Below are 23,566 nucleotides of genomic sequence, written 5' to 3'. Positions count from 1 at the left end.
TCAGGCGCCCTGGAACCTCGGGGCACGCTTCTCGATCCGCGCCACCTGGGCCTCGATCACGTCCTGGCTTCCCCACGCCTTGTCGAACAGTTCCTTGTGGAGAGGTCCCTGCTCCTCGTAGGCGCCGTCGTCGTTGAGCACCCGCTTGGAGGCCTGCAGCGACAGCGGTGCGAACCCGGCGATCTCGGCCGCCCAGGCCTGCGCGTCGGCCAGGTCCCCGATGCGGTTGGCCATCCCGGTCATCAACGCCGTCTGGGCGTCCAGCTTCTCGGCGCCCAGCAGCATGCCCCGGGCCCGGCCGTACCCGGCCAGCGAGCTCAGCCGCCGCACGCTCCAGTTGTCGAGCGCGAGACCGTACTTGGCGATCGGGAACTGGAAGTAGGCACCTGCTGAGACCACGCGCAGATCGCAGATCATCGCGAGCTGCACACCGGCACCGATCGCCGGGCCGTTGATGGCCGCGATGACCGGGAACGGCACGGCGTCGATCGCCTTGTTCAGTGCGATCGCCTTGTCCGGGAAATCCGCCGCGAACACATCACCGGAGAGGTCCGCGCCCGCGCAGAACACCGTGCCCTGACCGGTCAGCACGATGGCGCGGACATCCTCGCCGGCGGCCTTCTCGACGGTCTCCCGCAGCGTGTCGACGAGTTCGGAGTTGAGTGCATTGCGCCGCTCCGGGCGCTGCATCTCGATGGTTGTCACATCCCGCACGCGGTTGATCCCGATCATGGCTGCCAGCCTACTGGCCGGATAACCTCGACCGGTGAGCCGCATCGGAGCTGCCGAATTGCGCGACGCCGTCCTGGACAGCGGGTCGTTCCGCAGCTGGGACACTGCGCCGCTGGCCGTGCCGGCAGACGCCGAATACGCCGGTGAACTTCAGCGGGCGCGTGCCGTGACCGGCTCTGACGAGGCGGTTCTCACCGGCGAGGGCACCGTGTTCGGGCGCCGGGTGGCCGTCGTCGCCTGCGAGTTCGATTTCCTGGCCGGCTCCATCGGGGTGGCCGCCGCCGAGCGGATCACCGCCGCCGTGGAACGGGCGACCGCGCAGCGGCTGCCCCTGCTGGCCTCCCCCAGCTCAGGTGGCACCCGCATGCAGGAGGGCACCGTCGCGTTCCTGCAGATGGTCAAGATCGCCGCCGCGGTCACCCGGCACAAGCAGGCCCATCTGCCCTATCTGGTTTATCTGCGACACCCCACCACCGGCGGGGTGTTCGCGTCGTGGGGGTCGCTGGGCCATATCACCGTCGCCCAGCCCGGCGCGCTGATCGGGTTCCTCGGACCCCGCGTCTACGAACAGCTCTACGGCGAGCCGTTCCCCGCCGGAGTGCAGACCGCGGAGAACCTGCTGCGCCACGGGGTCATCGACGGCGTAGTCGGTCTCGAAGCGCTGCGGCCGATGCTCCACCGGGCACTGACCGTCATCGCCGACCCGCCCGGGCCGCCACCGGCGGCTCTGGCCGTTGAGGAAATCGCCCACGTCCCGGCGTGGGACTCGGTGGTGGCCTCCCGGCGGGCCGACCGGCCCGGTGTGAGCTGGCTGCTGCGCGAAGGTGCCACCGAGCGGGTGCTGCTGTCAGGTACCCACGGCGAAGCGTCGACGACGGCGCTCGCGCTGGCCCGCTTCGGCGGACAACCCGCCGTGGTGGCCGGCCAGCAGCGCGTCATCGGCGGCCTAGATCTATTCCCGGGTCGCTTCGCTCCCGCCCTCCGGACCGGCCCCGCGGCCCTACAGGAAGCCCGCCGCGGCATGGCCCTGGCCGCGAGTCTGCAGCTGCCGTTGGTGCTCGTCATCGATACCGCCGGGCCCGCACTGTCAGCCGACGCCGAACAGAACGGGCTGGCCGGTGAGATCGCTCGCTGCCTGTCCGAGCTGGTGACGCTGGACACCCCGACGGTCTCGGTGCTGCTCGGCCAGGGCAGCGGTGGTCCCGCGCTGGCCATGGTTCCCGCCGACCGGGTGCTGGCCGCCCAGCACGGCTGGCTGGCGCCGCTGCCGCCGGAGGGCGCCAGCGCGATCGTGTTCCGCGACACCGATCATGCCCCGGAACTCGCTGCCGCCCAAGGTATTCGGTCGGTCGATCTGCTGGCGAACGGGATCGTCGACGCGATCGTGCCCGAACATCCCGACGCCGCCGACGAACCCGTGGAGTTCGCCCGCCGGCTCTCGGCGGCCATCGCACTCGAGTTGCACCATCTGCGTCGACAGCCGCCGGCCGACCGTTATGCCGCCCGCCTGGAGCGCTACCGGCGAATAGGCTTACCCGCCTAGCGGTTTCAACCGCCGCGGCTCAACGGGTTCGCTCCAGCAGATCGCACACCTCCTCGTCAGAGGTCTGCCGAAAATCCCGATAGCCCTGCCCGACTGCGTGGAAGTTGGCCGGCGCGCCCAGGCAGACGACATCGTCGGCGTAGTGCCGCAACTCGGCCACCGTGTCCGCCGAGCCGACCGGCGCCGCCAGCACCACCTTGGCGGCGCCCTGCGCGCGGGCGACCAGGCACGCAGCGCGGGCGGTGGACCCGGTGGCGAAGCCGTCGTCGACGATGAGCGCCACCCGGTCGCGCAGCGGAATCTGCTCGCGCCCGCCGCGGTAGCGCTCGACCCGGCGCTGCAGCTCGGCACGCTGCTCGGCCTCGACCCGCGCGATGTCGCCCTCACTTACCAGTACGTGGCCCAGCACGTTTTCGTTGAGCACGCGGGCACCGCCCTCGCCGATGGCCCCGAACGCCAGCTCGGGCTGCGACGGCACACCGAGCTTGCGGACGACGAGGACGTCCAGCGGTGCGTCGAGGGCCTTGGCCACCTCGTAGGCCACCGGCACCCCGCCGCGCGGCAGACCCAGGACGAGCACGTCGTGCGCGCGATAGTCCTTCACTGCCTCAGCCAGCTGCCGACCCGCGTCGGCTCGGTCTGCGAATTGCCTCACAACTGTCCAGTATCAGGCTCTGGGTCATTCTCGAGGTAGCGCTAACTGGTCGGAGGCGTGGCGGCCCTCAGGCCTGGTGAACCGAGGGCCAACATTCTGGCTGCTAGCCAAGCGATTCCAGCCACGCGCGGTGCAACGCGGCATAACGGCCCTCGCCGTGCCCGATGAGTTCCTCAGGCGTGCCGTCCTCGACGATGCGGCCGTGTTCGAGGACCAGTACCCGGTCGGCGACCTCGACCGTGGACAGCCGGTGGGCGATGATCAGCGCGGTGCGGTCGGCCAGCACCGTGCGCAGCGCCCGCTGCACCAGGCGCTCGCTGGGAATGTCGAGCGAGGAAGTGGCCTCGTCGAGGATCAGTACCGCGGGGTCGGCGAGGAACGCGCGGGCGAACGCGATCAGCTGCCGCTGCCCGGCCGACAGCCGCCCGCCGCGCTTGGCCACATCGGTGTCGTAGCCGTCGGGCAGCGAGTCGATGAAGACATCGGCGCCGACGGCGGCCGCCGCGGCGCGCACCTCGGCAGCCGAGGCCGACGGCCGGCCGAATCGAATGTTGTCCGCGACGGTCCCGGAGAACAGGAAGTTCTCCTGGGTCACCATCACGACGTGCCGGCGCAGGTCGCTCTGCGCGAGGTCTCGCAGGTCGACGCCGTCGAGGGTGACCGAGCCCGAAGTCGGGTCGTAGAAGCGGGCGATCAGCTTGGCCATGGTGGTCTTGCCCGCCCCGGTGGTGCCGACCAGGGCGACGGTCTGTCCCGATGGCACGTCCAGGGTGAGCGCGGGCAGGACGGGTCGATCCGGCCCGTAGCTGAAATGCACGTCGTTGAAGGCGATTTCACCGCGGACCCGGTCGAGGCGGACCGGGTGGGCCGGGTCGGCGATGGCGGGCTCCTCGGCGAGCACACCGGCCAGCTTCTCCAGTGCCGACGAGGCGGACTGAAAGGTGTTGAAGAACTGCGAGATCTCCTGCATCGGTTCGAAGAACATCCGCAGGTACAGCAGGAAGGCCGCGAGTGTTCCGATCGTCATCTCGCCGTGCAGGACCCGGTAGCCGCCGTAGAGCAGCACCACGCCGGTGGTGAGGTTGCCGACCAGTTTCACGGCCGGCATGAAGATCGCCAGCAACTGGAAGGTCCTCTCGTTGACCTCCCGGTACTGGTCGGCGACGTCGTCGAAGATCTCCTGGTTGCGCGGTTCGCGGCGGTAGGCCTGTACCGCCTTGATGCCCGTCATCGTCTCGACGAACTGCACGATCACCAGTGCCGCGCTCTCCCGCACCTTGCGGTAGGTCTTGGCCGACTCGGTGGAAAACCACCACACCAGGGCGACCAGGATCGGGAAGGCCGCCAGACACATCAGCCCGAGTCGGAAGTCCAATACCACCAACAGGATTGCGGTGCCGAACAGCGTGAGAACCGCGGTGATCAGGCTGTCGAAACCGGTTTCGAGCATGTCCTGGATGGCCTCGACGTCGTTGGTCAGCCGGCTGACCACCCGCCCAGAGGTGTACCGGTCGTGGAATGCGACGTCCAGTCGCTGGAAGTGCCGGAACACGCGGCGGCGCAATTCCAGTAGCACCCGCTGGCCGATCCGTCCGGAGCGGTTCAGGAAGAACATCCGGCTGATCGCCTGCAACACCACCACACCGCACAGGGTGGCCACCACGAGGATCAACTCGCGGGCCGAGCCGCCCGCCGTGAGCGGCGGTACGGCGTGGTCGATGCCACGCTGCACCAGTATGGGAACCGACAGTCGCGCTGCGTTTTCCACGATGACCACGAGCGCCAGCAGCGCGACGGTGAGGCGGAACGGCCGCAGCAGCGAGCCGAGCAGGGCGCGGGCCTCGCGCCGGCGCGGCAGCGCCTCGTCGATCGGCAGGTCGTCGGGCTGCTCGTCGAGCCGGCCACGCCAGTCGGTGGCGGTCATCGCCGGCCCCCTTCCGAGGAAGCGTAATCGGCTGGCCGGCGGGGCTTTTCGCGCTCGGCGCAGGCCTCGTCGTAGGTGTGCTCGAGTCGTTCGCGGGCGTCGTCGTGCTCCCATTCCGGCCGCGGTTCACACCCGTCGTCGAGTTCGTCGTCGGCGGCCAGCAGGTAGCGGTACCGCGGGACCGCGGCAAGCAGCTCGGCGTGAGTACCCACGTGGGTGACGGTTCCGCCGTCGAGGAGGGCGACCTTGTCGGCCAGCAGCACGGTCGAGGCGCGATGCGCCACCACCACCCCGGTCACGCCGGCCAGCGCCCGCCGAAGCGCCTCGGTGACCGCCGCCTCGGTGTGGACGTCGAGCGCGGACAGGGTGTCGTCAAGCACCAGGATGCGCGGTGCGGACAGGATCGCGCGGGCCAGCGAAAGCCGTTGCCGCTGACCGCCGGACAGGCTCATGCCCTGCTCGCCGATGCGGGTCTGCAATCCGTATGGCAGGTCGTAGACGAACTGTGCTGCGGCGATGTCGATAGCGCGGGCCAGGTCCTCGTCGTCGGCTGGATTGTCCGGGGACCGGCCCAGCGCTAGGTTCTCGGCCACCGACATGGAGAACAGCGTCGGGTCCTCGAACGCGATGGCGACCACCGTGCGAAGCGCCGAGAGCGTCAGCTCGCGGATGTCGGTGCCGTCGACGCGGATCGAACCTTCGGTAACGTCGTAGAGCCGGGGCAGCAGCGCGACGAGCACCGACTTTCCGGAGCCGGTGGCCCCGACCAGGGCCAGGGTCTCCTCCGGTTCGACGGTCAGGTTGACGTGGCGCAGTGCCCAGGTGTCGGCTGGGGCCGGCCGGTCCGACTTCTCAGCGGCGCTCGAGCCTCGCCCCGCATCGTCGTCGAAGGCCGGGAACCGGAACCCGACGTCGACGAGTTCGAGCCGTCCACCGCTGGGCGCGACGCGGCCGTGCCCGTCGGTGATCTCGCGCGGCGCGTCGAAGATTTCGGCGATCCGGTTGGCCGCTGTCATCGACTCCTGGGTCATCGACAGTAGGAATCCCAGCGAGGCGATGGGCCACACCAGCGACAGCATCATCGTGATGAACGCGACCAGGGTGCCCAGGGTGACCAGTCCGTGCCCGGCGGCATACGCGCCGAATCCCAGGACGACGATCAGCGTGAGGTTCGGGATGACCTCGAGCAGGGTCCAGAACTTCGCCGACACCGCGACCTTGCGGATCTGGGTGTCGTAGAGCATCGACGCCTGCTCGTCGAACCTGTCGTAGACGTAGTCCTCGCGTCCGAACGACTTGACCGCGCGTAAGCCCAGCGCCGACTCCTCGACGTGGGTGGCGACGTGGCCCGCCTGGTCCTGCGCCAGCCGGGACAGCCGGGTGAACTGGTGCTCGAAGTGCAGCACGATGAGCGTGATCGGCGCGATGGAGATCAGCACGACGACACCCAGCGGCCGGTACATCGCGAGCAGGATCACCGTGACGATGGCGATCTGCAGAACGTTGAGGATCAGGAACACCAAACCGAACGACAACAGTCGCCGAATAGTGTTGAGGTCGTTCATGATTCGGGACAGCAGCTGGCCGGACTGCCACCGCCCGTGAAACGACATCGGCAGGATCTGAAGCCGGGCGTAGAGATCCTTGCGGATATCGGCCTCCACCCCCATGGTCGCCCGCGCCACCAGCCACCGCCGGATGAACCACAGCAGCGCCTCGGACACACCGATGGCCAGTGCCGCCGAGCCCACCACCCACAGTCCACGCTGATCGTGGTGGCGGACCGGTCCGTCGATCACCGCCTTGGTCATCAAGGGGATGGCGACGGTGGCCCCCAGGCTGACGACCGCGACGACGAGCATCGCGATCCAGCGCGCCCGGTAGGGCATCAGATAGGGCAGCAATCGCAGCAGGTCGGACACGGCGCGAGGGTGCGGACGCGGCGGGGCGATCCCCGGTTCGGAGGTCACCTCGCCCAACAGACCGTCTCCCTTGTCATCGACCGCCGCTACCCGCTGGCAACAACACCGCGGTCGCCCCCCCGATTCCGATGATTCCACGGGCGGCAATCGGTTATCGACCACGACTGTGATCGAGGTCAATTCGGCGAAACGTGTCCACGTCCGGCCTCCCACTGCACCGGGCGGCCATCAGGCAAGATGAGTCCATGGACAGTAGTTCGGCGTCACCGCGGGTGCTCGTCGTCGACGACGACCCCGATGTGCTCGCATCGCTGGAGCGCGGGTTGCGGCTATCCGGATTCGAGGTGGCCACCGCCGTCGACGGTGCCGAAGCGCTGCGGTCGGCGACCGAGACCCGACCCGACGCGATAGTGCTCGACATCAACATGCCCGTACTCGACGGGGTGAGCGTGGTGACCGCCCTGCGCGCGATGGACAACGACGTGCCCGTATGTGTGCTCTCGGCCCGAAGCTCGGTCGACGACCGGGTGGCCGGCCTGGAGGCCGGCGCCGACGACTACCTGGTCAAGCCGTTCGTGCTGGCCGAGTTGGTGGCCCGGGTCAAGGCGCTGCTGCGCCGGCGCGGGTCGACGGCGACGTTCTCCTCGGAGACCATCCAGGTCGGCCCGCTCGAGGTCGACATCCCGGGCCGCCGGGCCCGGGTCAACGGCGTCGACGTCGACCTGACCAAACGCGAGTTCGACCTGCTGGCCGTCCTCGCCGAGCACAAGACGGCCGTCCTGAGCCGGGCGCAGCTGCTCGAGCTGGTCTGGGGTTACGACTTCGCCGCCGACACCAACGTCGTCGACGTGTTCATCGGCTACCTGCGCCGCAAGATCGAGGCCGGCGGCGCGCCCCGACTGCTGCACACCGTGCGCGGCGTCGGCTTCGTGCTGCGCACCCAGTGACTTTCCCGACCTGATGCTGGCGCGCATCTTCCGCCGAACACCGTCCCTGCGCACCCGGGTGGCGTTCGCGACGGCGATCGGCGCGGCGATCGTGGTGACCATCGTCGGCACCATCGTCTGGATCGGCATCACCAACGACCGCCTCGAACGCCTCGACCGCCGGCTCGACGAAGCCGCCGGGTTCGCCGTCCCGTTCGTGCCGCGCGGCCTGGACCAGGCCGTCGCCGACGTGCATCATCATCGGCCTGCCCGCCGGTCTTCGGCTCGCCGTGGACAACGCGATCGCCAACGCGGTCAAACACGGTGGCACGACCAGGGTGCGGCTGTCGGCGGTCAGCTCCCGCGAGGGTGTTGAGATCGCGGTCGACGACAACGGCACCGGAGTCCCCGAGGCCGAACGCACCGCAGTGTTCCAGCGGTTCGCCCGCGGGTCGACGGCGTCACACTCCGGCTCCGGTCTGGGTCTGGCGCTGGTGGCTCAACAGGCCGAAATCCACGGTGGCACCGCGTCGTTGGAGAACAGCCCGCTGGGCGGAGCACGGCTGATGCTGCGGCTGCCCGCGCCGCGTTAGTGGATCTCCTCCCGCCGCGATCAGCGGAGGATCTTGTCCCACCGACAAAGGCACAGTTCTTCGCCAAGTGCTTCAGTTGTCAACTATCGGGTGCCGAGCAGGTCGATGACAAAGATGAGCGTCTTGCCGGAGAGTTGATGGCCCGAGCCGGCCGGGCCGTAGGCCTGCTCGGGCGGGATGATCAGCTGACGCCGACCGCCGACCCTCATGCCGGGAATCCCGTCCTGCCAACCCTGGATCAGGCCCCGCAGCGGGAAACTGATGGACTCGCCGCGATTCCAGGAGCTGTCGAACTCGTCTCCGGTGTCGTAGGAGACGCCCACGTAGTGGACGTCCACCAGGTCGCCGGGCTTGGCTTCGTCGCCGTCGCCCACCACCAAATCTTGGATGACCAGCTCGGTGGGGGCCGGTCCTTCGGGAAAGTCGATCTCGGGTTTGGTCGTCACCGCACCCACCCTAGTCGGGTCGAACTCGACGTTTCGGTGTCGTCGCAGCGCCGTTTGTCGCCCATTCGTCGGCCTGGGCGACGACGGTGACGGTCGAGGCCGTCGCGGTCAGGCGCACCCGGTCGGCGCGGAAGAGGTCATAGGCGTACTCGAACGGTCGGCCCGACGCATCGTGGGTGATCCTGGTGATGGCCAGCAGTGGCTGCCGGGTCGGGATGCCCAGCCAGTCGGCCTCCCGCGGGCGTGCGCTGACCACCTCGATCATCTCGGTCGAGGTCGCCGGAACCAGACCGTAGCGCACGGCCAGCAACTCGTAGAGCGATCCGCCCAGTGGCTGCTCGAGGAGATCGTCGACCTGCTCGGCCACAAAGCAGGCGAGGTCGACCGACAGCGGCACTCCGTCGGCGAAACGCAGCCGTCGGATCGCCAAAACCTCGTCTCCTGTGCTGATTTCGAGTGCGGCCGCCTCGGCCGGCGTGGCGGTCCGCCGGTCGGTGGCCAGCACCCGGGTCGCGCTGGTGTGCCCGCCGCTGCGCAGCCGGGCCGGCAACCCGGCCAGTTCGGCGGCATTGCGCTGCACCACGTCGGCGCGGACGAAGGTGCCGCCGTTGCGGCCGGTGCGCCGCTCCAGCACGCCGGCCCGGCTCAGCGGCAGCAGCGCACTGCGCAGCGTCGACCGGGACACCGCGAACTGCTCGGCCATCTCGCGTTCGGTGCCCAGGCGTGAACCGGGCCGCAACGCGCCCTGCGCCAGCATCGACAGGACGCGCCGCCGGACGTCCTCCGCGATCGGTCCGCCCTCGGACTCCTCCACCGGTTACGGACGCACGGCGTCCGGCGACTCTGGCAGCACCTGCCCGCCGTCAGCGGCGATGGCCTGGCCGGTGATGTAGCCCGCCTCTTTGGTGGCCAGGAACGCCGCCAGGTAGCCGATGTCCTCCGGCTTGCCCAGCGCGCCGGCCGGGATCGCCCGCGTCATACCGGCGATGTAGTCCTCGCCCATGTCGGCGAGACCCTCGGTGAAGATATTGCCCGGCAGCACCGCGTTGACCGTGATGCCCTGCGACGCCAATTCGATTGCGGCGGTGCGCATGAAGCCAAGCTGAGCGGCCTTGGATGCGCCGTAGTGCGACCATCCCGGGAACCCGGTGATCGGCCCGGTGATCGACGAGGTCAGAATCACCCGACCACGCCCGGAGGCGATCAGCGCATCCAAGCAGGCCTGCACGGTATAGATGTTGCCCTTGACGTTGACGTCGAGAACCTCGGCCAGCTGGGCTGGTGTCATCGTGGCCAGCGGCGCTTCCGGGAAGATGCCGGCGTTGGCGCACACCACGTCGATGCCGCCGAAGGTGTTGATGACCTCGGCCGCCAGATTCGCACACGACATCGGATCGCAAACGTCGGCCTGCACCCCGAGAATCTTCCCGGCACCACGGGAGTCGAGGTCGGCCACCGCGGCGTCGATGTCGACGAGCGAGCGCGCCGCGATGGCGACATCGGCGCCCGCCTCGGCGAACACCGAGGCGATCCCGCGCCCGATACCCCTGCTGCCGCCGGTCACCAGAACAGCGGTCGACTGCAGATCAAACATGTGGAACCTTTCTGCCGGTGTACTTAGACGCGCGAGCCGAAAACGGCTTCCTGCAACCAAGTTCGGTCCTCGAGGTACCGCTGGGCCAGGCGCGCGGTGGCGGGAGCGAACTGCTCCCCCACCCCGATGGCGGCGTCGGCGTCGTGGTGCGAGGCGATCCATGCCGTGAGCATGATCCTGCGCATCATCACGAACGACGGGATGAGTTCCAGATGTTCGGCCGGGATAGAGCCCGCATCGAAGTAGCCGGCCAGCCAGTCGGCGATGATCCGCTCGCCGGCGGGGGTGTCCTCGATGAAGGAGACCGCCGCACCCAGATCAGCCAGATACCACGACCAGCCGCAGTCGTCGAAGTCGATGACGGTGATGCCGGCGGCGACATCGGCCGGGTCGACCATCAGGTTCGCCAACCGCAGATCGGCGTGCACCAGGCCGAATCGGTCTGGCCCGCAGCCGAACTCGGTGAGCTTGGCGGTGATGTCGTCGGCCGCCCGCTGGATCCAGCCGCGGTCGGTCTCGGTCAGACCCGGGGCCCGCCGCCAGTTACCCCAGCGGGCATGCGGACCCAGAATAGTCTCCAGATCCCACCGGAACCGCGTGAAACCGCTTGGCGCGGTCCACCTTCTGGAATGGTCGTGCATTACGGCGGTGATCCGGCCCAGCTCGTCGAACCCGACGGCATCCGGATCCTCTTCTGCGGTGCAGCCGGGCACGAACGTGACGGCATCGACGTGCAGCGCGCCGCCGGCGGCCTCGGCGACCACGACGTCGGTTCCGTCCCGCGCAGGGATCAGTTCCGGTGTGGTCACCGACGTTTCGGTCCGCAGTGCCTTCATCCAGGCCAACTCCGAGTGGATCGCTTCCAGCGAGTGATAGCCGGGGCGGTGCACCCGAAGCACGATCGGAGCGTCGTCGTCGGCGAGGTAGGTGGCGTTCTCGGACAAGCTGAGCAGTCGCAGCGCTGAATCGGGGCCTCGCCCGTAGGCCGGGAGTGCTGCGCGCGCAAACAACTCATGGGTCGGCGGCAGTCCCGGCATGCCCAACAGTGTGGACCGCAATGGGCCATCGAGCAGACCAAATCGGCACATTTAACGCGGGCGTTTCGCGGCGGGCCGATCGGAAACACCGCCTTAACAAGGGGAGGATTCCGCTGATTCTTCCTGTTGACCAGCCTATTTCGCTGGAGTAACAATGTCGGCGTCGTATCACAGCGTCGTCCTCGACATCACCAGCGCTCCCCGGACGCAGTCGCATCCCGGGCCAAACCAGACCAAAAGCAGCGCGACCACGGGTCGTGTTTGAGACGGGAAACCACATATGAGCGACATCATCGTCCCGCCGGCGGCGGAGGCCGGCACCAAACCCGACACCGTCCAGCGGCTCAAGCCCAATGCCGTCGGCCTGATCGGCGTGCTGTTCATGGCGGTCGCCACGGCGGCACCGATCACGGCGATGGTCGGCAATGTGCCGATCGCCGTCGGCTTCGGAAACGGAGCCTACGCGCCGGCCGGATACTTCGTCGCCACGATCGTGCTGACACTCTTCGCGATCGGCTACGCCGCGATGAGCAAGCACATCACCGCGACAGGCGCCTTCTACGGCTACATCTCGCACGGACTGGGCCGCATCGTCGGACTCGGCGCCGGCTTCCTGACCACCATGGCCTACATGGTGTTCGAAGCGTCCCTGATCGGTATCTTCGCGTTCTTCGCCAATGACACCTTCAACAGCCTGTTCCACCTGAACGTGTCGTGGATCGTGTTCGCGATCGGCATGCTGGTGGTCAACCTGGTGCTGACCTACTTCGACATCAATCTGGCCGCCAAGGTGCTCGGCGTGTTCCTGATCACCGAGATCATCATGCTGTCCCTGATGGCGTTCTCCGTGCTATTCACCGGTGGCGGACCGCAGGGCTGGTCGTGGGGATCGCTGAACCCGCTCGACGGTTTTACCAGCCTGTCAGGGTCGGTGACCGGACCGGACGGCAGCGTGATCGCGGTGGCCGGCTCGGCCGGAATCGGGTTGTTCTTCGCCTTCTGGTCGTGGGTCGGTTTCGAGTCGAGCGCGATGTACGGCGAGGAGTCCAAGAACCCGAAGAAGATCATCCCCATCGCGGTGATCAGCTCGGTGGTTGGTATCGGGGTGTTCTACGTCTTCATCTCCTGGATGGCGATCGTCGGCACCGGCCCGCAGAACGCCATTGCGCTGGCCCAGGATTCGACCACGGCCGGTGACATCTTCTTCGGCCCGGTCGGCAAGAACCTGGGCATGTGGGCCGTGGACATGTTCAAGATCCTGCTGATGACGGGCTCGTTCGCCTGCGGCATGGCGTTCCACAACTGCGCCGCGCGCTACATCTACGCCCTCGGCCGGGAGAACGTGGTCCCCGGTATGCGCAAGACCCTCGGCGCCACCCACTCGGCGCACGGCTCGCCGCACGTCGCCGGTCTCGCGCAGATCATCTTCGCCACCGTCGTGGTGCTGTTCTTCGCATTCACCGGCCGTGACCCCTATACCGGTCTGTACGGTCTGATGGCGCTGCTGGGCACCACGGCCATCCTGATCGTGCAGGCGCTGGCCGCGTTCGCGGTGATCGCCTACTTCCACGTCGGCAAGCACCATCCCGAGACGGCGCACTGGTTCCGCACCTTCACCGCGCCACTGCTGGGCGGTCTTGGCATGCTCTACGTCATCTATCTGCTGGGCAAGAACGCCTCGTTCGCGGCGGGCTCGGCGGCCACCGACTGGGTGTTCACCATCATCCCGTACGTCGTCGGCGTGGTGGGCATCAGCGGAATCCTGTTGGCCGTGTACCTGAAATACAAGTCACCGCAGCGATATTCCGAGCTGGGGCGGATCGTGCTCGAAGAGGCACACGAGCGCTGAGTGCACGGGCCGCGATCAACGAGGTGAAAGAGTAGCGATATGGGTTTCTCGAACATCATGGACTCCAATAGCTACTCCCCGGATCAGCCACTCGATCCCGCCACCGAATCGTTGATCGCGGCCCGCGAGCGCATGCTCGGGCGGTCCTACCGGTTGTTCTACGAACGGCCTGTTCATCTGGTTCGCGGTGTGGGCACCCGCCTTTACGACGCCGACGGCGCCTGCTACCTGGACGCCTACAACAACGTCGCCAGTGTCGGCCACTGCCACCCGCACGTGGTCGAGTCCGTCGGCCGGCAACTGGCCACCCTGAACACCCACACGCGTTACCTGCACAACGGCATCGTCGACTACAGCGAGCGCCTACTGGCCACCATGCCCGACGAGATCGGCCAGGTGATGTACGCCTGCACCGGCTCCGAGGTCAACGACCTCGCCCTTCGGGTGGCCGAAACTCACACCGGCGCAACGGGTGTGATCATCACGACCGACGCCTACCACGGCAACACCGCTGCGGTGACGGCGATCTCGCCGTCGATCGGCGGGGCGACCTCGATGGGTCCACATGTGCGCGCAGTCCCACCGCCGGACAGCTACCGGACCGCCACCGAGGAACTGGCCGGCCGGTTCGCCACCGACGTCGGCGCGGCGATCGAGGACCTGCAGGCCGCAGGCAACGGGGTGAGCTGCCTGATCGTGGACACCATCTTCTCCTCCGACGGCATCTACGCCGACCCGTCAGTGCTCGCGCCGGCGGTCGAGCTGGTGCGCCGGGCCGGCGGGGTGTTCATCGCCGACGAGGTTCAACCCGGCTTCGCCCGCACGGGTGCGGCGATGTGGGGATTCCTGCGCCACGGCGTGGTACCGGACCTCGTCACCATGGGCAAGCCGATGGGCAACGGGCTGCCGATCGCGGCGATGGCCGCCCGATCGGAGGTGCTCGAGGCGTTCGCCAACGGTGTCCCCTACTTCAACACCTTCGGCGGCAACCCGGTGACCGTGGCCGCCGCTGCGGCCGTACTCGACGTCCTCGAGGACGAGAAGCTGTTGGTCAACGCGGCCGAGGTCGGCGGTCAGCTGCGCGACGACCTGGCGGCACTGGCCGGCGATCACCCCAGAATCGGGGATGTGCGCGGAGCCGGGCTCTATATCGGTGTCGAAATCATCAGCGACACAGGGGAACCCGATCGTGCCGCCGCGCGTGCGGTGGTCAACGCCATGCGGGAGCGCCGGGTGCTGATCTCGGTGTGCGGCCACGACGGCAACGTGTTGAAGATCCGGCCGCCGCTGGTGTTCTCCGATTCCGACGTCGACTGGTTCTGCACGGAGTTCGCCGCTGTGCTGGCTTCGTCGTTTTGACGCGCACGCATCGGGCACATTGGAGGCAGCGTCGATGGTGGCGGCCAATGGCCGTGCAGCGGAAGTGAAGTCGAGCGTCGCTCCGGAGTGGAGTGACGCTCGGCGCGCACCCAAAGTCAGCGGCCGTCGATGGTGACGTAGTCGCGCTCGCCGTAGCCGATGTAGATCTGCCGCGGGCGCCCGATCTTGTTGGGCTCCTCGTGCATCTCCCGCCAGTGCGCGATCCAGCCGGGCAGCCGGCCCAGCGCGAACAGCACGGTGAACATCCGGGTCGGGAAGCCCATCGCCCGGTAGATCACGCCGGTGTAGTAGTCGACGTTCGGGTAGAGCTTGCGCTCGACGAAGAAGTTGTCGGTGAGCGCGATCTCCTCCAGCGCCTTGGCGATGTCGAGCAGCTCGTCGTCGCCGCCGAGCTTGCCGAGGATCTTGTCGGCCTGCTCCTTGACGATGCGCGCCCGCGGGTCGTAGTTCTTGTAGACCCGGTGGCCGAAGCCCATCAGCTTCACGCCGTCCTCGCGGTTCTTGACCTTGCGGACGAACTCGCGGACGTCGCCGCCCTCGAGACGGATCTTCTCCAGCATCTCCAGCACGGCCTGGTTGGCGCCGCCGTGCAGCGGGCCCCACAGCGCGTTGATACCACCCGAGATCGAAGTGAACAGGTTGGCCTGCGACGAACCGACCAGCCGCACCGTGGAGGTCGAGCAGTTCTGCTCATGGTCGGCGTGCAGGATCAACAACATGTCCAGGGCGCGTACGATCTCCGGGTCGACCTCGTACGGCTCGGCCGGGAAACCGAACGTCATCCGCAGGAAGTTCTCGACCAGGGTCAGCGAGTTGTCCGGATACAGGAAGGGCTGGCCCACCGACTTCTTGTAGGCGTAGGCGGCGATGGTCGGCAGCTTGGCCAGCAGCCGGATCGTCGCGAGCTCCACCTGCTTGTTGTCCAGCGGGTCCAGCGAGTCCTGGTAGTAGGCCGAGAGCGCATTGACCGCGCTGGACAACACCGGCATCGGATGGGCGTTGCGCGGGAAGCCGTCAAAGAACCGCTTGAGGTCCTCGTGCAGCAGGGTGTGCCGCTGGATCTGGGTGGTGAACGCCTCGAGCTGCTCGGCGGTGGGCAGCTCGCCGTAGATCAGCAGGTAGCTCACCTCGATGAAGGTGGACTTCTCGGCGAGCTGCTCGATCGGGATGCCCCGGTAGCGCAGGATGCCGGCGTCACCGTCGATGTAGGTGATGGCGCTCTTGGTCGACGCCGTATTGACGAAGCCCTGGTCAAAGGTCGTGTAGCCGGTCTCGGACAGCAGCGGTCCCAGCGCGATCCCGTCGGACCCCTCCGTCGCATGGACGATCGCCAGGTCCAACTCGCCGCCCGGATACTTCAGGGTGGCGTTGTCGTCGGTTGCGGCCACAAGAACCCCTTCTGCGGTCTTCGACTCCTGCTAAGGCAAGTCCGTACTAGGTGAAGGTAGTCGTTATTCTGCCTACTCGCTTGCGCGGGTCTGGCCGGGGGTGTGCCAGGGAGTCCACAGCCGGGCAAACATCGCATACGCGGACTCGATCCGCTCGCACAGGACCTCCACTTCGATCGGCGGCGCGCCGGGCGCACCGAGCCCCTCGCACGCGCATCCCATCGGCACCGCCCCAGGTGTCGAACACGATGCGCAGCGTGCGTAGAGCTGGACGGGCGACGAGTCGCCGCAGCACAGTTAGGGCTGCAGCCGCACGATACGGTCGCGCACTACTCGAATCCGGTTGTGGATCCGGTTCTCCCGGCCCTGCCAGAACTCGACGACCTCGGGCGCGATGCGGTAGCCGCCCCAGTGCGGCGGCACGGGCACCTGCTCGTCGGCGGCGAAGCGCTCGGTCACGTCGGCCAGCTTGGCCAGCAGCTCTGCCCGCGAGGCGATCGGGCGGGACTGGTCCGATGCCCACGCCCCCAGCTGGGAGCCCCGCGGCCGGTTGGCCCAGTACTCGGCGGTCTCCTCCGGGCGCACCTTGGTGACCGCGCCGCGGATGTGCACCTGCCGGCCGAGGGCAAACCACGGGAACGTCACCGACGCATACGGGGTGGCGGCCAGCTCGGCGCCCTTGGCGGAGTCGTAGTTGGTGTAGAAGGTGATGCCGGCCTCGTCGACGCTCTTGCACAGCACGCTTCGGCTGACCGGCTTGCCGTCCTCGACTGTCGCCAGCACCATCGCGTTGGGCTCCGCTACGCCACCCTCTTCTGCGTCGGCAATCCACCTGTGCAGCAACGCAAGCCAGCCGTCGGCCAGCCAGTCGACGTCGAGGTCGCTGCTGCCGTCCTGCTCGACCGAGCCGTACTCCACTCGCATCGCCACGAGGCGATCACCTGCTGGGAACTCCACGGGCATACGGTACGCCGCCGGTAACCGGCCGGTAGAGACACGGGCGCAGGCGAATGAAAGAATCCACTCATGACCCCGGTACCGGAAGACTTCACGCCCGGCCTGGAAGGCGTGGTGGCGTTCACCACCGAGATCGCCGAGCCGGACAGGGACGGCGGCGCGCTGCGGTATCGCGGCGTGGACATCGAGGATCTGGTCGCCAACCGCGTCACATTCGGTGACGTCTGGGCGCTGCTGGTCGACGGCCGCTTCGGCGACGGGCTGCCCCCGGCGGAGCCGTTCCCGCTGCCGATCCGCACCGGCGACGTCCGGGTGGACGTGCAGGCCGGCCTGGCGATGCTGGCGCCGATTTGGGGCTATCGGCCGCTACTGGACATCGACGGCGAGACCGCCCGCCAGCATCTGGCCCGGGCCTCGGTGATGGCCCTGTCATATGTCGCGCAGTCGGCACGCGGGATCTACCAGCCCGCCGTTCCACAGCGGATCATCGACGAATGCTCCACTGTCACAGAACGTTTCATGACTCGTTGGCAGGGTGAGCCGGATCCGCGGCACGTCGAGGCGATCGATGCCTACTGGGTGTCAGCGGCAGAACACGGCATGAATGCATCGACGTTCACCGCACGGGTGATCGCCTCCACCGGAGCCGACGTCGCTGCCGCGCTCTCCGGTGCCATCGGCGCGATGAGCGGCCCACTGCACGGCGGGGCACCCGCCCGGGTGATCCCGATGATCGAAGAGGCCGAGCGCACCGGCGATGCTCGAGCCGTGGTCAAGGGCATCCTCGACCGCAAGGACAAGCTGATGGGCTTCGGCCACCGGGTCTACCGGGCCGAGGATCCGCGGGCCCGGGTGCTGAGAGCGACCGCCAAGCGCCTCGCTGCGCCCCGCTACGAGGTGGCTGCCCAACTGGAGCAGGCCGCGCTGGCCGAGCTGCGGGAGCGCCGCCCGGACCGGGCGATCGAAACCAACGTCGAGTTCTGGGCCGCCGTGATCCTGGACTTCGCCCAGGTGAACAGCAAGATGATGCCGGCGATGTTCACCTGCGGACGCACGGCCGGCTGGTGTGCCCACATCATGGAGCAGAAGAACCTCGGCAAGCTCGTGCGCCCGTCGGCGATCTACGTCGGCCCCGCCCCCCGCACGCCGCAGGAGGTCGAGGGCTGGGACGAGATCGCCCACGCCCCGGTGTAGGCGCCGATGATTTGTCGCCGACCGGAGCGTCTATACGGGTAGCGGCCCGAGTGGGCCGTCACAAATCCCAAGGAGGCTCCCATGGCGAACGTTGTTCAACCTGCACTGTCCCCGCACCTCGTCGTCGACGACGCGAACGCGGCGATGGACTTCTACGTCAAGGCGTTCGGCGCCGTCGAACTCGGTCGCCTCGCCGGCCCGGACGGCAGGCTGGTCCACGGCGCCGTCCAGATCGACGGTGCCATCGTGATGCTCGCCGACGATTTCCCGGAAATGTCCGACGGCAAGTCGATGACACCGAAAGCCCTTGGCGGAACACCGGTCTCGATCCACCTCACCGTCACCGATGTGGAGAGCCGCTTCCAGCAGGCCCTGGATGCCGGCGCCACGGTGGTGATGCCGCTCGAGGACCAGTTCTGGGGCGACCGCTACGGCATGGTCCAGGATCCGTTCGGCCACCGGTGGTCGCTCGGGCAGCCGGTGCGTGAGGTGAGCTTCGAGGAGATGCAGCAGGCCGTCAGCCAGATGTGACCGTCAGAAGACGGCCTTCTGCACCTGGTCCGGGCCGCTGACCTGCCCGTCGGGAAGATCACCCAAGGCGTCGATGACGTCCTGGTCGGCGCCGTTCTTCTCGGCCAGATCGACCGGCTGTTGCTTGTCGGCCGGGCGGTCGGCGCCGGCCATGGCCCGGTTTCCCGCTTTGCTGAACGCCCTGGATTTCAGGGTTGGCGCGCCGACTCCTAGGCTTGAGACATGGCTGAACACCTCGTGATCCCCGAAAACCTCAAGCCCGGCGACGGCCGCTTCGGGTGCGGCCCGTCCAAGGTGCGCCCCGAACAACTGCAGGTGCTGACCACCACAGCCGCCGGGCTGTTCGGTACCTCGCACCGCCAGGCCCCGGTGAAGAACCTGGTCGGCCGGGTCCGCGACGGCCTGCGGGAGTTGTTCGCCCTGCCCGACGGCTACGAGGTGATCCTGGGCAACGGCGGCGCGACCGCATTCTGGGATGCCGCCGCCTTCGGCCTGATCGACAAGAAGTCGCTGCATCTGACCTACGGCGAGTTCTCGTCGAAGTTCGCCTCGGCCGTCGCGGCCAATCCGTTCGTCGGCGACCCGATCGTCATCAAGGCCGACGCGGGCAGCGCTCCGCAGCCGACCTCGGATCCGTCGGTCGACGCCATCGCCTGGGCGCACAACGAGACCTCGACCGGTGTGGCGGTGCCGGTGAAACGCCCCGCGGGCTCCGGTGATGCGCTGATTCTCATCGACGCCACATCGGGTGCTGGCGGACTGCCGGTCGACGTCAGCGAGGTCGACGCCTACTACTTCGCACCGCAGAAGAACTTCGCCAGCGACGGCGGACTGTGGCTGGCGCTGGTCTCCCCCGCGGCGCTGGCGCGCATCGAGTCGATCGCGGCTTCGGGCCGCTGGGTGCCCGACTTCCTGTCGTTGCCGATCGCGGTGGACAACAGCCTGAAGAACCAGACCTACAACACTCCGGCCATCGGCACCCTGGTGCTGATGGCCGAACAGATCGACTGGATGCTGGGCCACGGTGGCCTGGACTGGTCGGTCAAGCGCACCGCCGACTCCTCACAGCGGTTGTACTCCTGGGCCGAAGCCTCGTCGTACGCCACGCCCTTCGTCACCGACCCGGCACTGCGGTCCCAGGTGGTGGGCACGGTGGACTTCTCCGACGACGTCGACGCGGCCGCGGTGGCCAAGGTGCTGCGGGCGAACGGCATCGTCGACACCGAGCCGTACCGCAAGCTGGGCCGCAACCAGCTGCGCATCGCGATGTTCCCGGCCGTCGAGCCCGACGACGTCAGCGCGCTGACCGCCTGCGTCGACTGGGTGGTCGAGCGGCTCTGATCTGACCGTCGGGTGTAACTCCAGCGTGTCTTAACCGCTATTTTCGCCGCCCTGCGTTAGAGTCCCGACGAAGGAGGTCGGCATGCGGGAACTCAAGGTGATCGGGCTCGATGTCGACGGCAGGCACATCATTTGCGAAGGGCGCGACCCGGCTGACAAGTTCAGCTTGCCAGTGGACGACCGACTGCGCGCCGCGGCGCGTGGCGACCGGTCCCTGGGCCAGACCCTGAGGGACATCGAGGTCAAAACAGTGTTGCGCCCTAGAGACATTCAGGCCCGGATCCGAGCGGGCGCCTCAGTTGAACAGGTCGCCGAGTCGTCCGGCATGGACATCACCAAAGTCGAGCGCTTCGCCCACCCGGTGCTCCTCGAACGTCAGCGCGCGGCCGAACTGGCCACCGCGGCCCATCCGGTGCTCGCCGACGGGCCTGCGGTGAAGACGCTGCTGGAGAGCATCAGCAGTGCCCTGGCCGCCCGCGGGCTGAGCTCCGAGGCGACGTCGTGGGACGCCTGGCGTAACGAAGACGGCCGTTGGACCGTGCAGATGGCGTGGCAGGCTGGCCTGTCCGACAACGTCGCGCACTTCCGCTTCTCCCCCGGCGCCCACGGCGGCACCGTCACCGCCATCGACGACGCGGCGAGCGAGCTGATCGACCCAGACTTGGAGCGCCCGCTGCGGCCCGTGGCCCCGGTCGCGCAACTGCAGTTCGAGGAGCCGCCTGCCCCCATACCGGCTCCGGTCGAGGAGGAACCGGCTCCTCCGGTGCGCGCCAAGCGGGGCAAGGCCAGGCCGACGGTCCCGGCGTGGGAAGACGTGCTGCTCGGCGTGCGCTCCAGCGGTGAGCGCTGACCGGCCTGCGCTAATGCAGTGCGATCGCCAATAGGGCGATCCAGCCGCCGGCCACCCCTACCGCGGACCCGAGGACGAACCAGCGTCGCACCGGAACCCGGCGCCACCCCCACAGGGTGGGAGCCAGCCCGCCCGCCGCAATCAGATTGAGCACGACGGCGACCAACGGGTGAACGCGGATCATCCCGAGGCTGAGCACGACGATGGCGGCGCCGATGACGGCGGCGACCATCCCCGCGACCGTCAGCCCGGTCCCCCACGGCGTCGATTCCTCGCTCATCGTCAGACAGCCTAATTCCCGGGTCGCTTCGCTCCTGCCCACCGGGCCTAATCCCCTGACCGGGCCCGCTCGTAGAACGCTAGGGCTGCGGCGGTCGCGACGTTGAGCGAGTCGGTGCCCCGCGCCATCGGAATGCGCACCCGCGCATCGCTGGCCCGCATCGCCGTCTCGGTCAGCCCGGGGCCCTCGGCGCCCACCAATACCGCTACCTTCTGGCCGGCCAACCCGTCCATCACATCGGCCAGAGTCTGCGCAGCCGGATTCGGTGTCATCGCCAGCAGCCGAAAGCCGTTGTCGCGCAGACTGTTCAGATCCTGTGGCCACTGCTGCGCTCCCGCGAACGGCACCAGCAGGGCATGGCCCATCGACACCCGCACCGCGCGGCGGTACAGCGGGTCTGCACATCCGGCTCCGAAGATCACCGCATCGACGCCCAACCCGGCGGCGTTGCGGAAGATCGAGCCCAGGTTCTCGTGATCGTTCACGCCTTCGAGCACCGCAATGGTGCGCGCACCCGCCAGTACGTCGGGCACGGTGAGCTCGGGTGGTCGCCGTGCCGCACCGAGCACACCCCGGTTGAGGTGGAAACCCACCACCTCGGCCATCACCTCGGCCGAGGCGCGGTAGTACGGAACGCCGGCGTCCGCGAGGTCGTCGGCCAGCTCCAGAAGCCGACGTTCGGTGCCGAAGAAGGCGTGCGGCCGAAACCGCGAAGCGAGCATCCGCTGGGCTACCAGAACGCCCTCGGCGATGACCAGCCCCTTGCCGGTGGGCAGATCGGGTCTGCGGTCGACGCTGTTGAGGTCACGGAAGTCGTCGACCCGGGTGTCAGCCGGGTCGAGGATGTCGATGACGTCGAGGGCGCCGAAAGCCTTGCCGCTCACGCGTCTTCGTAGACGAGCACGGTCATCAGGTCCGCCGCGCGCCGCGCCCGGGCCGAAATGTGCAACTGCCGAACCGCCCGTCGCGCTGATCACCCCATCGGTTACCTTGGACGGCAATGCCTTCCGACCCCCTCGTGCCGAACCCACCGGCAGCGGACGAGCCCGAGCCGCCGCAGTTGCCGGCGGCACTTCTCGACCCGTGGCCCGTAATCGTGACCGGGGCCGCGTTGTGGGCGCTGGCCACCATCGGGGCATTCGTCGTTCCGGCTCTGGAGACGTGGCGTCCGATCGTGATCGCCGGCCTCGGTGTCGGGGTGCTCGGGACGTCGATTTTCCTGTGGCAGCGGACTGCCGCCCGGCGCGGCGCGCGGGGCGCGCAGACTGGACTCGAGCCGCGCGGACGGTAGATCACCATCCAAGTGTGCGCGAACAGCCAAGGAGAACCGATGGCAGCACCACTCCTCTTGCGGGCAGAGATCGAGATCAACGCTCCGGTGAGCAAGGTCTGGAGTCTGATCTCGGACCTGGGCAACATTCCGAAGTGGAGCCCTCAGTGCCGGCTGATGAAGTCGCTGGGCCCGCTGCGCTCGGGGACGCGCACGGAGAGCTGAGAGTCTCCGACTCGGCGGCCTCGACGGCGGGCTCGTCGACGTCGTCGACCGCCTCGACGGTCTCCACCACGTCGACTGCCTCGATGGCCGGCGCCTCGATCACGTCGAGCATGCCGTCGTCGTACGGGTCGTAGGCCGGTGAGCCGCTGCCGGGCGGCGGCGGGGTGTCGGAATGCGCGCCACAGCCGTATTCGAAGTCGACGACGTGTCCGTCGGCGGACAGCTCGTTGGCGCAGACACCGAACATCACCCCGAGCGCGCCGCCGAGCGGCACCATGAATCCGCAGTCGCGGCAGACCCGCTTCGTGGCGCGGGCCATCGGCGCAGCCGGACCGTGGTCGCCGTCGTGCCAGCGTTGCGCGGCGTCGTCGCGGCCGAAGGTGCTGAGCACCTGCTTGCGGCCCAGCCCGACCTCGACCGCGATGTCGTCGACCAGCGGGTCCCCGGTCGCGGTGTAACCCGGTGCAAGCCGCGGGTCGTAGGCCGGCGGGGCCAGCAGGTCACCGGCGCTCAGGTCGCCGGGTTTGACCCGGGTCTCCCACGGCACCCAGGGCGGCGCCAGTAGCGCGGTCGGCCCCGGCACCAGCACCACCTCGCTGACCGTGGCGTGGTCGGCGCCCAGGTAGGCCGCCACCACGACCGCCCACTGCCACCCCTGGTAGCCGGGCATCTTCGCCAAGAACCGGTGGGTCGCCGCCGTGTCGTCCTCGTACGCGACACCGAGGTACTCCCCGACGGTGTCGCCGCTGAACTCGATGACGGCCTGTCGGGCCTGCTCCGCGGCGCCGTTCAGGATTGCGGCAACCGCCTCCGACGGCTCGGCCGGGTGGGCCGGTGCCGCGGATTCGGTGGAGTCGATCTGGCTGTCCATCGTCACCAATCTTGCCTCACGGCGGGTTGTGGCAGCCACACCGGTCGCGTGTGCGCCC

The 23,566-nt window shown here is 68.3% G+C and carries 22 protein-coding genes and 3 pseudogenes; 11 read left to right on the top strand and 14 right to left on the bottom strand.

Annotation, left to right across the window (positions count from 1 at the left end; genetic code table 11):
- Positions 1 to 732 (bottom strand): enoyl-CoA hydratase, encoded by a 732-nt coding sequence (locus K9U37_RS06815; protein WP_243071055.1) that lies wholly within the window; start codon positions 730 to 732, stop codon positions 1 to 3.
- A 34-nt stretch (positions 733 to 766) separates the two neighbouring features.
- Between K9U37_RS06815 and K9U37_RS06810 the strand changes: the two genes are divergently transcribed.
- Positions 767 to 2,275: a carboxyl transferase domain-containing protein gene (locus tag K9U37_RS06810; protein ID WP_243071054.1), complete on the top strand. Its 1,509-nt coding sequence runs from the start codon at positions 767 to 769 to the stop codon at positions 2,273 to 2,275.
- Positions 2,276 to 2,303: 28 nt separating this feature from the next.
- On the opposite strand, the pseudogene K9U37_RS06805 reads toward K9U37_RS06810, so the two are convergent.
- From K9U37_RS06805 to K9U37_RS06795, 3 genes and pseudogenes are all read right to left on the bottom strand, one after another.
- A pseudogene (locus K9U37_RS06805) lies at positions 2,304 to 2,930 on the bottom strand (phosphoribosyltransferase); the annotation flags it as partial.
- A 103-nt stretch (positions 2,931 to 3,033) separates the two neighbouring features.
- On the bottom strand, positions 3,034 to 4,854 hold the full coding sequence (locus K9U37_RS06800) for an ABC transporter ATP-binding protein (RefSeq protein ID WP_243071053.1): 1,821 nt from the start codon (positions 4,852 to 4,854) through the stop codon (positions 3,034 to 3,036).
- On the bottom strand, positions 4,851 to 6,743 hold the full coding sequence (locus K9U37_RS06795; protein WP_243073256.1) for an ABC transporter ATP-binding protein: 1,893 nt from the start codon (positions 6,741 to 6,743) through the stop codon (positions 4,851 to 4,853). Before K9U37_RS06795 ends, K9U37_RS06800 begins: the two co-directional genes overlap by 4 nt.
- A gap of 278 nt (positions 6,744 to 7,021) precedes the next feature.
- Here K9U37_RS06795 and prrA point away from each other — a divergent pair, with 278 nt between their 5' ends.
- Together prrA and K9U37_RS20390 are read left to right on the top strand one after the other, a co-directional pair.
- The gene (gene prrA / locus K9U37_RS06790; RefSeq protein WP_243071052.1) at positions 7,022 to 7,723 is read left to right on the top strand and encodes a two-component system response regulator PrrA; all 702 of its coding nucleotides are present in this window, start codon (positions 7,022 to 7,024) and stop codon (positions 7,721 to 7,723) included.
- A gap of 218 nt (positions 7,724 to 7,941) precedes the next feature.
- Positions 7,942 to 8,295 (top strand): annotated as a pseudogene (locus K9U37_RS20390) (sensor histidine kinase); the annotation flags it as partial.
- A gap of 83 nt (positions 8,296 to 8,378) precedes the next feature.
- Here the strand turns inward: K9U37_RS20390 and K9U37_RS06780 are convergent.
- Genes K9U37_RS06780 through K9U37_RS06765 form a run of 4 tightly spaced genes read right to left on the bottom strand, consistent with a single transcriptional unit; the run spans position 8,379 to position 11,372 of the window.
- Positions 8,379 to 8,741 (bottom strand): FKBP-type peptidyl-prolyl cis-trans isomerase, encoded by a 363-nt coding sequence (locus K9U37_RS06780; protein WP_243071051.1) that lies wholly within the window; start codon positions 8,739 to 8,741, stop codon positions 8,379 to 8,381.
- Positions 8,742 to 8,751: 10 nt separating this feature from the next.
- Positions 8,752 to 9,555 (bottom strand): GntR family transcriptional regulator, encoded by an 804-nt coding sequence (locus K9U37_RS06775; protein WP_243071050.1) that lies wholly within the window; start codon positions 9,553 to 9,555, stop codon positions 8,752 to 8,754.
- Between the two features lie 3 nt (positions 9,556 to 9,558).
- Positions 9,559 to 10,335 carry a 3-oxoacyl-ACP reductase FabG gene (gene fabG / locus K9U37_RS06770; RefSeq protein WP_243071049.1) on the bottom strand — a complete coding sequence of 259 codons (777 nt, stop codon included), beginning with the start codon at positions 10,333 to 10,335 and terminating at the stop codon, positions 9,559 to 9,561.
- Positions 10,336 to 10,358: 23 nt separating this feature from the next.
- Positions 10,359 to 11,372 (bottom strand): phosphotransferase enzyme family protein, encoded by a 1,014-nt coding sequence (locus K9U37_RS06765; protein WP_243071048.1) that lies wholly within the window; start codon positions 11,370 to 11,372, stop codon positions 10,359 to 10,361.
- Positions 11,373 to 11,652: 280 nt separating this feature from the next.
- Between K9U37_RS06765 and K9U37_RS06760 the strand changes: the two genes are divergently transcribed.
- Positions 11,653 to 13,221, top strand: coding sequence for an APC family permease (locus K9U37_RS06760; protein ID WP_243071047.1), 1,569 nt, complete (start codon positions 11,653 to 11,655; stop codon positions 13,219 to 13,221).
- A gap of 39 nt (positions 13,222 to 13,260) precedes the next feature.
- A complete protein-coding gene (locus K9U37_RS06755) occupies positions 13,261 to 14,580 on the top strand; it encodes an aspartate aminotransferase family protein (RefSeq protein WP_243071046.1) in 1,320 nt (439 codons plus the stop codon).
- 116 nt (positions 14,581 to 14,696) lie between these two features.
- Here K9U37_RS06755 and K9U37_RS06750 read toward each other — a convergent pair whose 3' ends face one another.
- Both K9U37_RS06750 and pdxH read right to left on the bottom strand, forming a co-directional pair.
- On the bottom strand, positions 14,697 to 15,989 hold the full coding sequence (locus K9U37_RS06750; protein ID WP_243071045.1) for a citrate synthase: 1,293 nt from the start codon (positions 15,987 to 15,989) through the stop codon (positions 14,697 to 14,699).
- A 297-nt stretch (positions 15,990 to 16,286) separates the two neighbouring features.
- The gene (pdxH, locus tag K9U37_RS06745) at positions 16,287 to 16,952 is read right to left on the bottom strand and encodes a pyridoxamine 5'-phosphate oxidase (RefSeq protein WP_372489410.1); all 666 of its coding nucleotides are present in this window, start codon (positions 16,950 to 16,952) and stop codon (positions 16,287 to 16,289) included.
- A 63-nt stretch (positions 16,953 to 17,015) separates the two neighbouring features.
- Here pdxH and K9U37_RS06740 point away from each other — a divergent pair, with 63 nt between their 5' ends.
- The gene (locus K9U37_RS06740) at positions 17,016 to 18,140 is read left to right on the top strand and encodes a citrate synthase 2 (RefSeq protein WP_243071044.1); all 1,125 of its coding nucleotides are present in this window, start codon (positions 17,016 to 17,018) and stop codon (positions 18,138 to 18,140) included.
- Positions 18,141 to 18,221: 81 nt separating this feature from the next.
- Complete coding sequence (locus tag K9U37_RS06735) at positions 18,222 to 18,671, top strand: VOC family protein (protein WP_243071043.1); 450 nt, start codon at positions 18,222 to 18,224, stop codon at positions 18,669 to 18,671.
- Positions 18,672 to 18,674: 3 nt separating this feature from the next.
- Here the strand turns inward: K9U37_RS06735 and K9U37_RS06730 are convergent, their stop codons facing one another.
- Positions 18,675 to 18,824, bottom strand: coding sequence for a DUF2795 domain-containing protein (locus tag K9U37_RS06730; protein ID WP_243071042.1), 150 nt, complete (start codon positions 18,822 to 18,824; stop codon positions 18,675 to 18,677).
- A gap of 69 nt (positions 18,825 to 18,893) precedes the next feature.
- Between K9U37_RS06730 and serC the strand changes: the two genes are divergently transcribed.
- Together serC and sepH are read left to right on the top strand one after the other, a co-directional pair.
- Positions 18,894 to 20,012, top strand: coding sequence for a phosphoserine transaminase (gene serC / locus K9U37_RS06725; RefSeq protein ID WP_243071041.1), 1,119 nt, complete (start codon positions 18,894 to 18,896; stop codon positions 20,010 to 20,012).
- 82 nt (positions 20,013 to 20,094) lie between these two features.
- The gene (gene sepH, locus K9U37_RS06720) at positions 20,095 to 20,862 is read left to right on the top strand and encodes a septation protein SepH (RefSeq protein ID WP_243071040.1); all 768 of its coding nucleotides are present in this window, start codon (positions 20,095 to 20,097) and stop codon (positions 20,860 to 20,862) included.
- A gap of 10 nt (positions 20,863 to 20,872) precedes the next feature.
- Here sepH and K9U37_RS06715 read toward each other — a convergent pair whose 3' ends face one another.
- Together K9U37_RS06715 and K9U37_RS06710 are read right to left on the bottom strand one after the other, a co-directional pair.
- Positions 20,873 to 21,142, bottom strand: a complete 270-nt coding sequence (locus tag K9U37_RS06715; protein WP_243071039.1) for a DUF2537 domain-containing protein — start codon at positions 21,140 to 21,142, stop codon at positions 20,873 to 20,875.
- A gap of 47 nt (positions 21,143 to 21,189) precedes the next feature.
- Positions 21,190 to 22,026, bottom strand: a complete 837-nt coding sequence (locus tag K9U37_RS06710; protein WP_243071038.1) for a TrmH family RNA methyltransferase — start codon at positions 22,024 to 22,026, stop codon at positions 21,190 to 21,192.
- 116 nt (positions 22,027 to 22,142) lie between these two features.
- Here K9U37_RS06710 and K9U37_RS06705 point away from each other — a divergent pair, with 116 nt between their 5' ends.
- Complete coding sequence (locus K9U37_RS06705) at positions 22,143 to 22,433, top strand: DUF2530 domain-containing protein (RefSeq protein WP_243071037.1); 291 nt, start codon at positions 22,143 to 22,145, stop codon at positions 22,431 to 22,433.
- Positions 22,434 to 22,472: 39 nt separating this feature from the next.
- Positions 22,473 to 22,637, top strand: coding sequence for an SRPBCC family protein (locus K9U37_RS20385; RefSeq protein ID WP_372489408.1), 165 nt, complete (start codon positions 22,473 to 22,475; stop codon positions 22,635 to 22,637).
- Here the strand turns inward: K9U37_RS20385 and K9U37_RS06700 are convergent.
- Positions 22,627 to 23,508, bottom strand: a pseudogene (locus K9U37_RS06700) (DUF3027 domain-containing protein); the annotation flags it as partial. The gene K9U37_RS20385 and the pseudogene K9U37_RS06700 overlap by 11 nt on opposite strands.
- Positions 23,509 to 23,566: the final 58 nt, after the last annotated feature.

Source organism: Candidatus Mycolicibacterium alkanivorans, assembly GCF_022760805.1.
Classification (GTDB): Bacteria; Actinomycetota; Actinomycetes; order Mycobacteriales; family Mycobacteriaceae; genus Mycobacterium; species Mycobacterium alkanivorans.
Note: the sequence above shows the minus strand (reverse complement) of the source record. Positions and strands in the feature narration are given on the sequence as shown.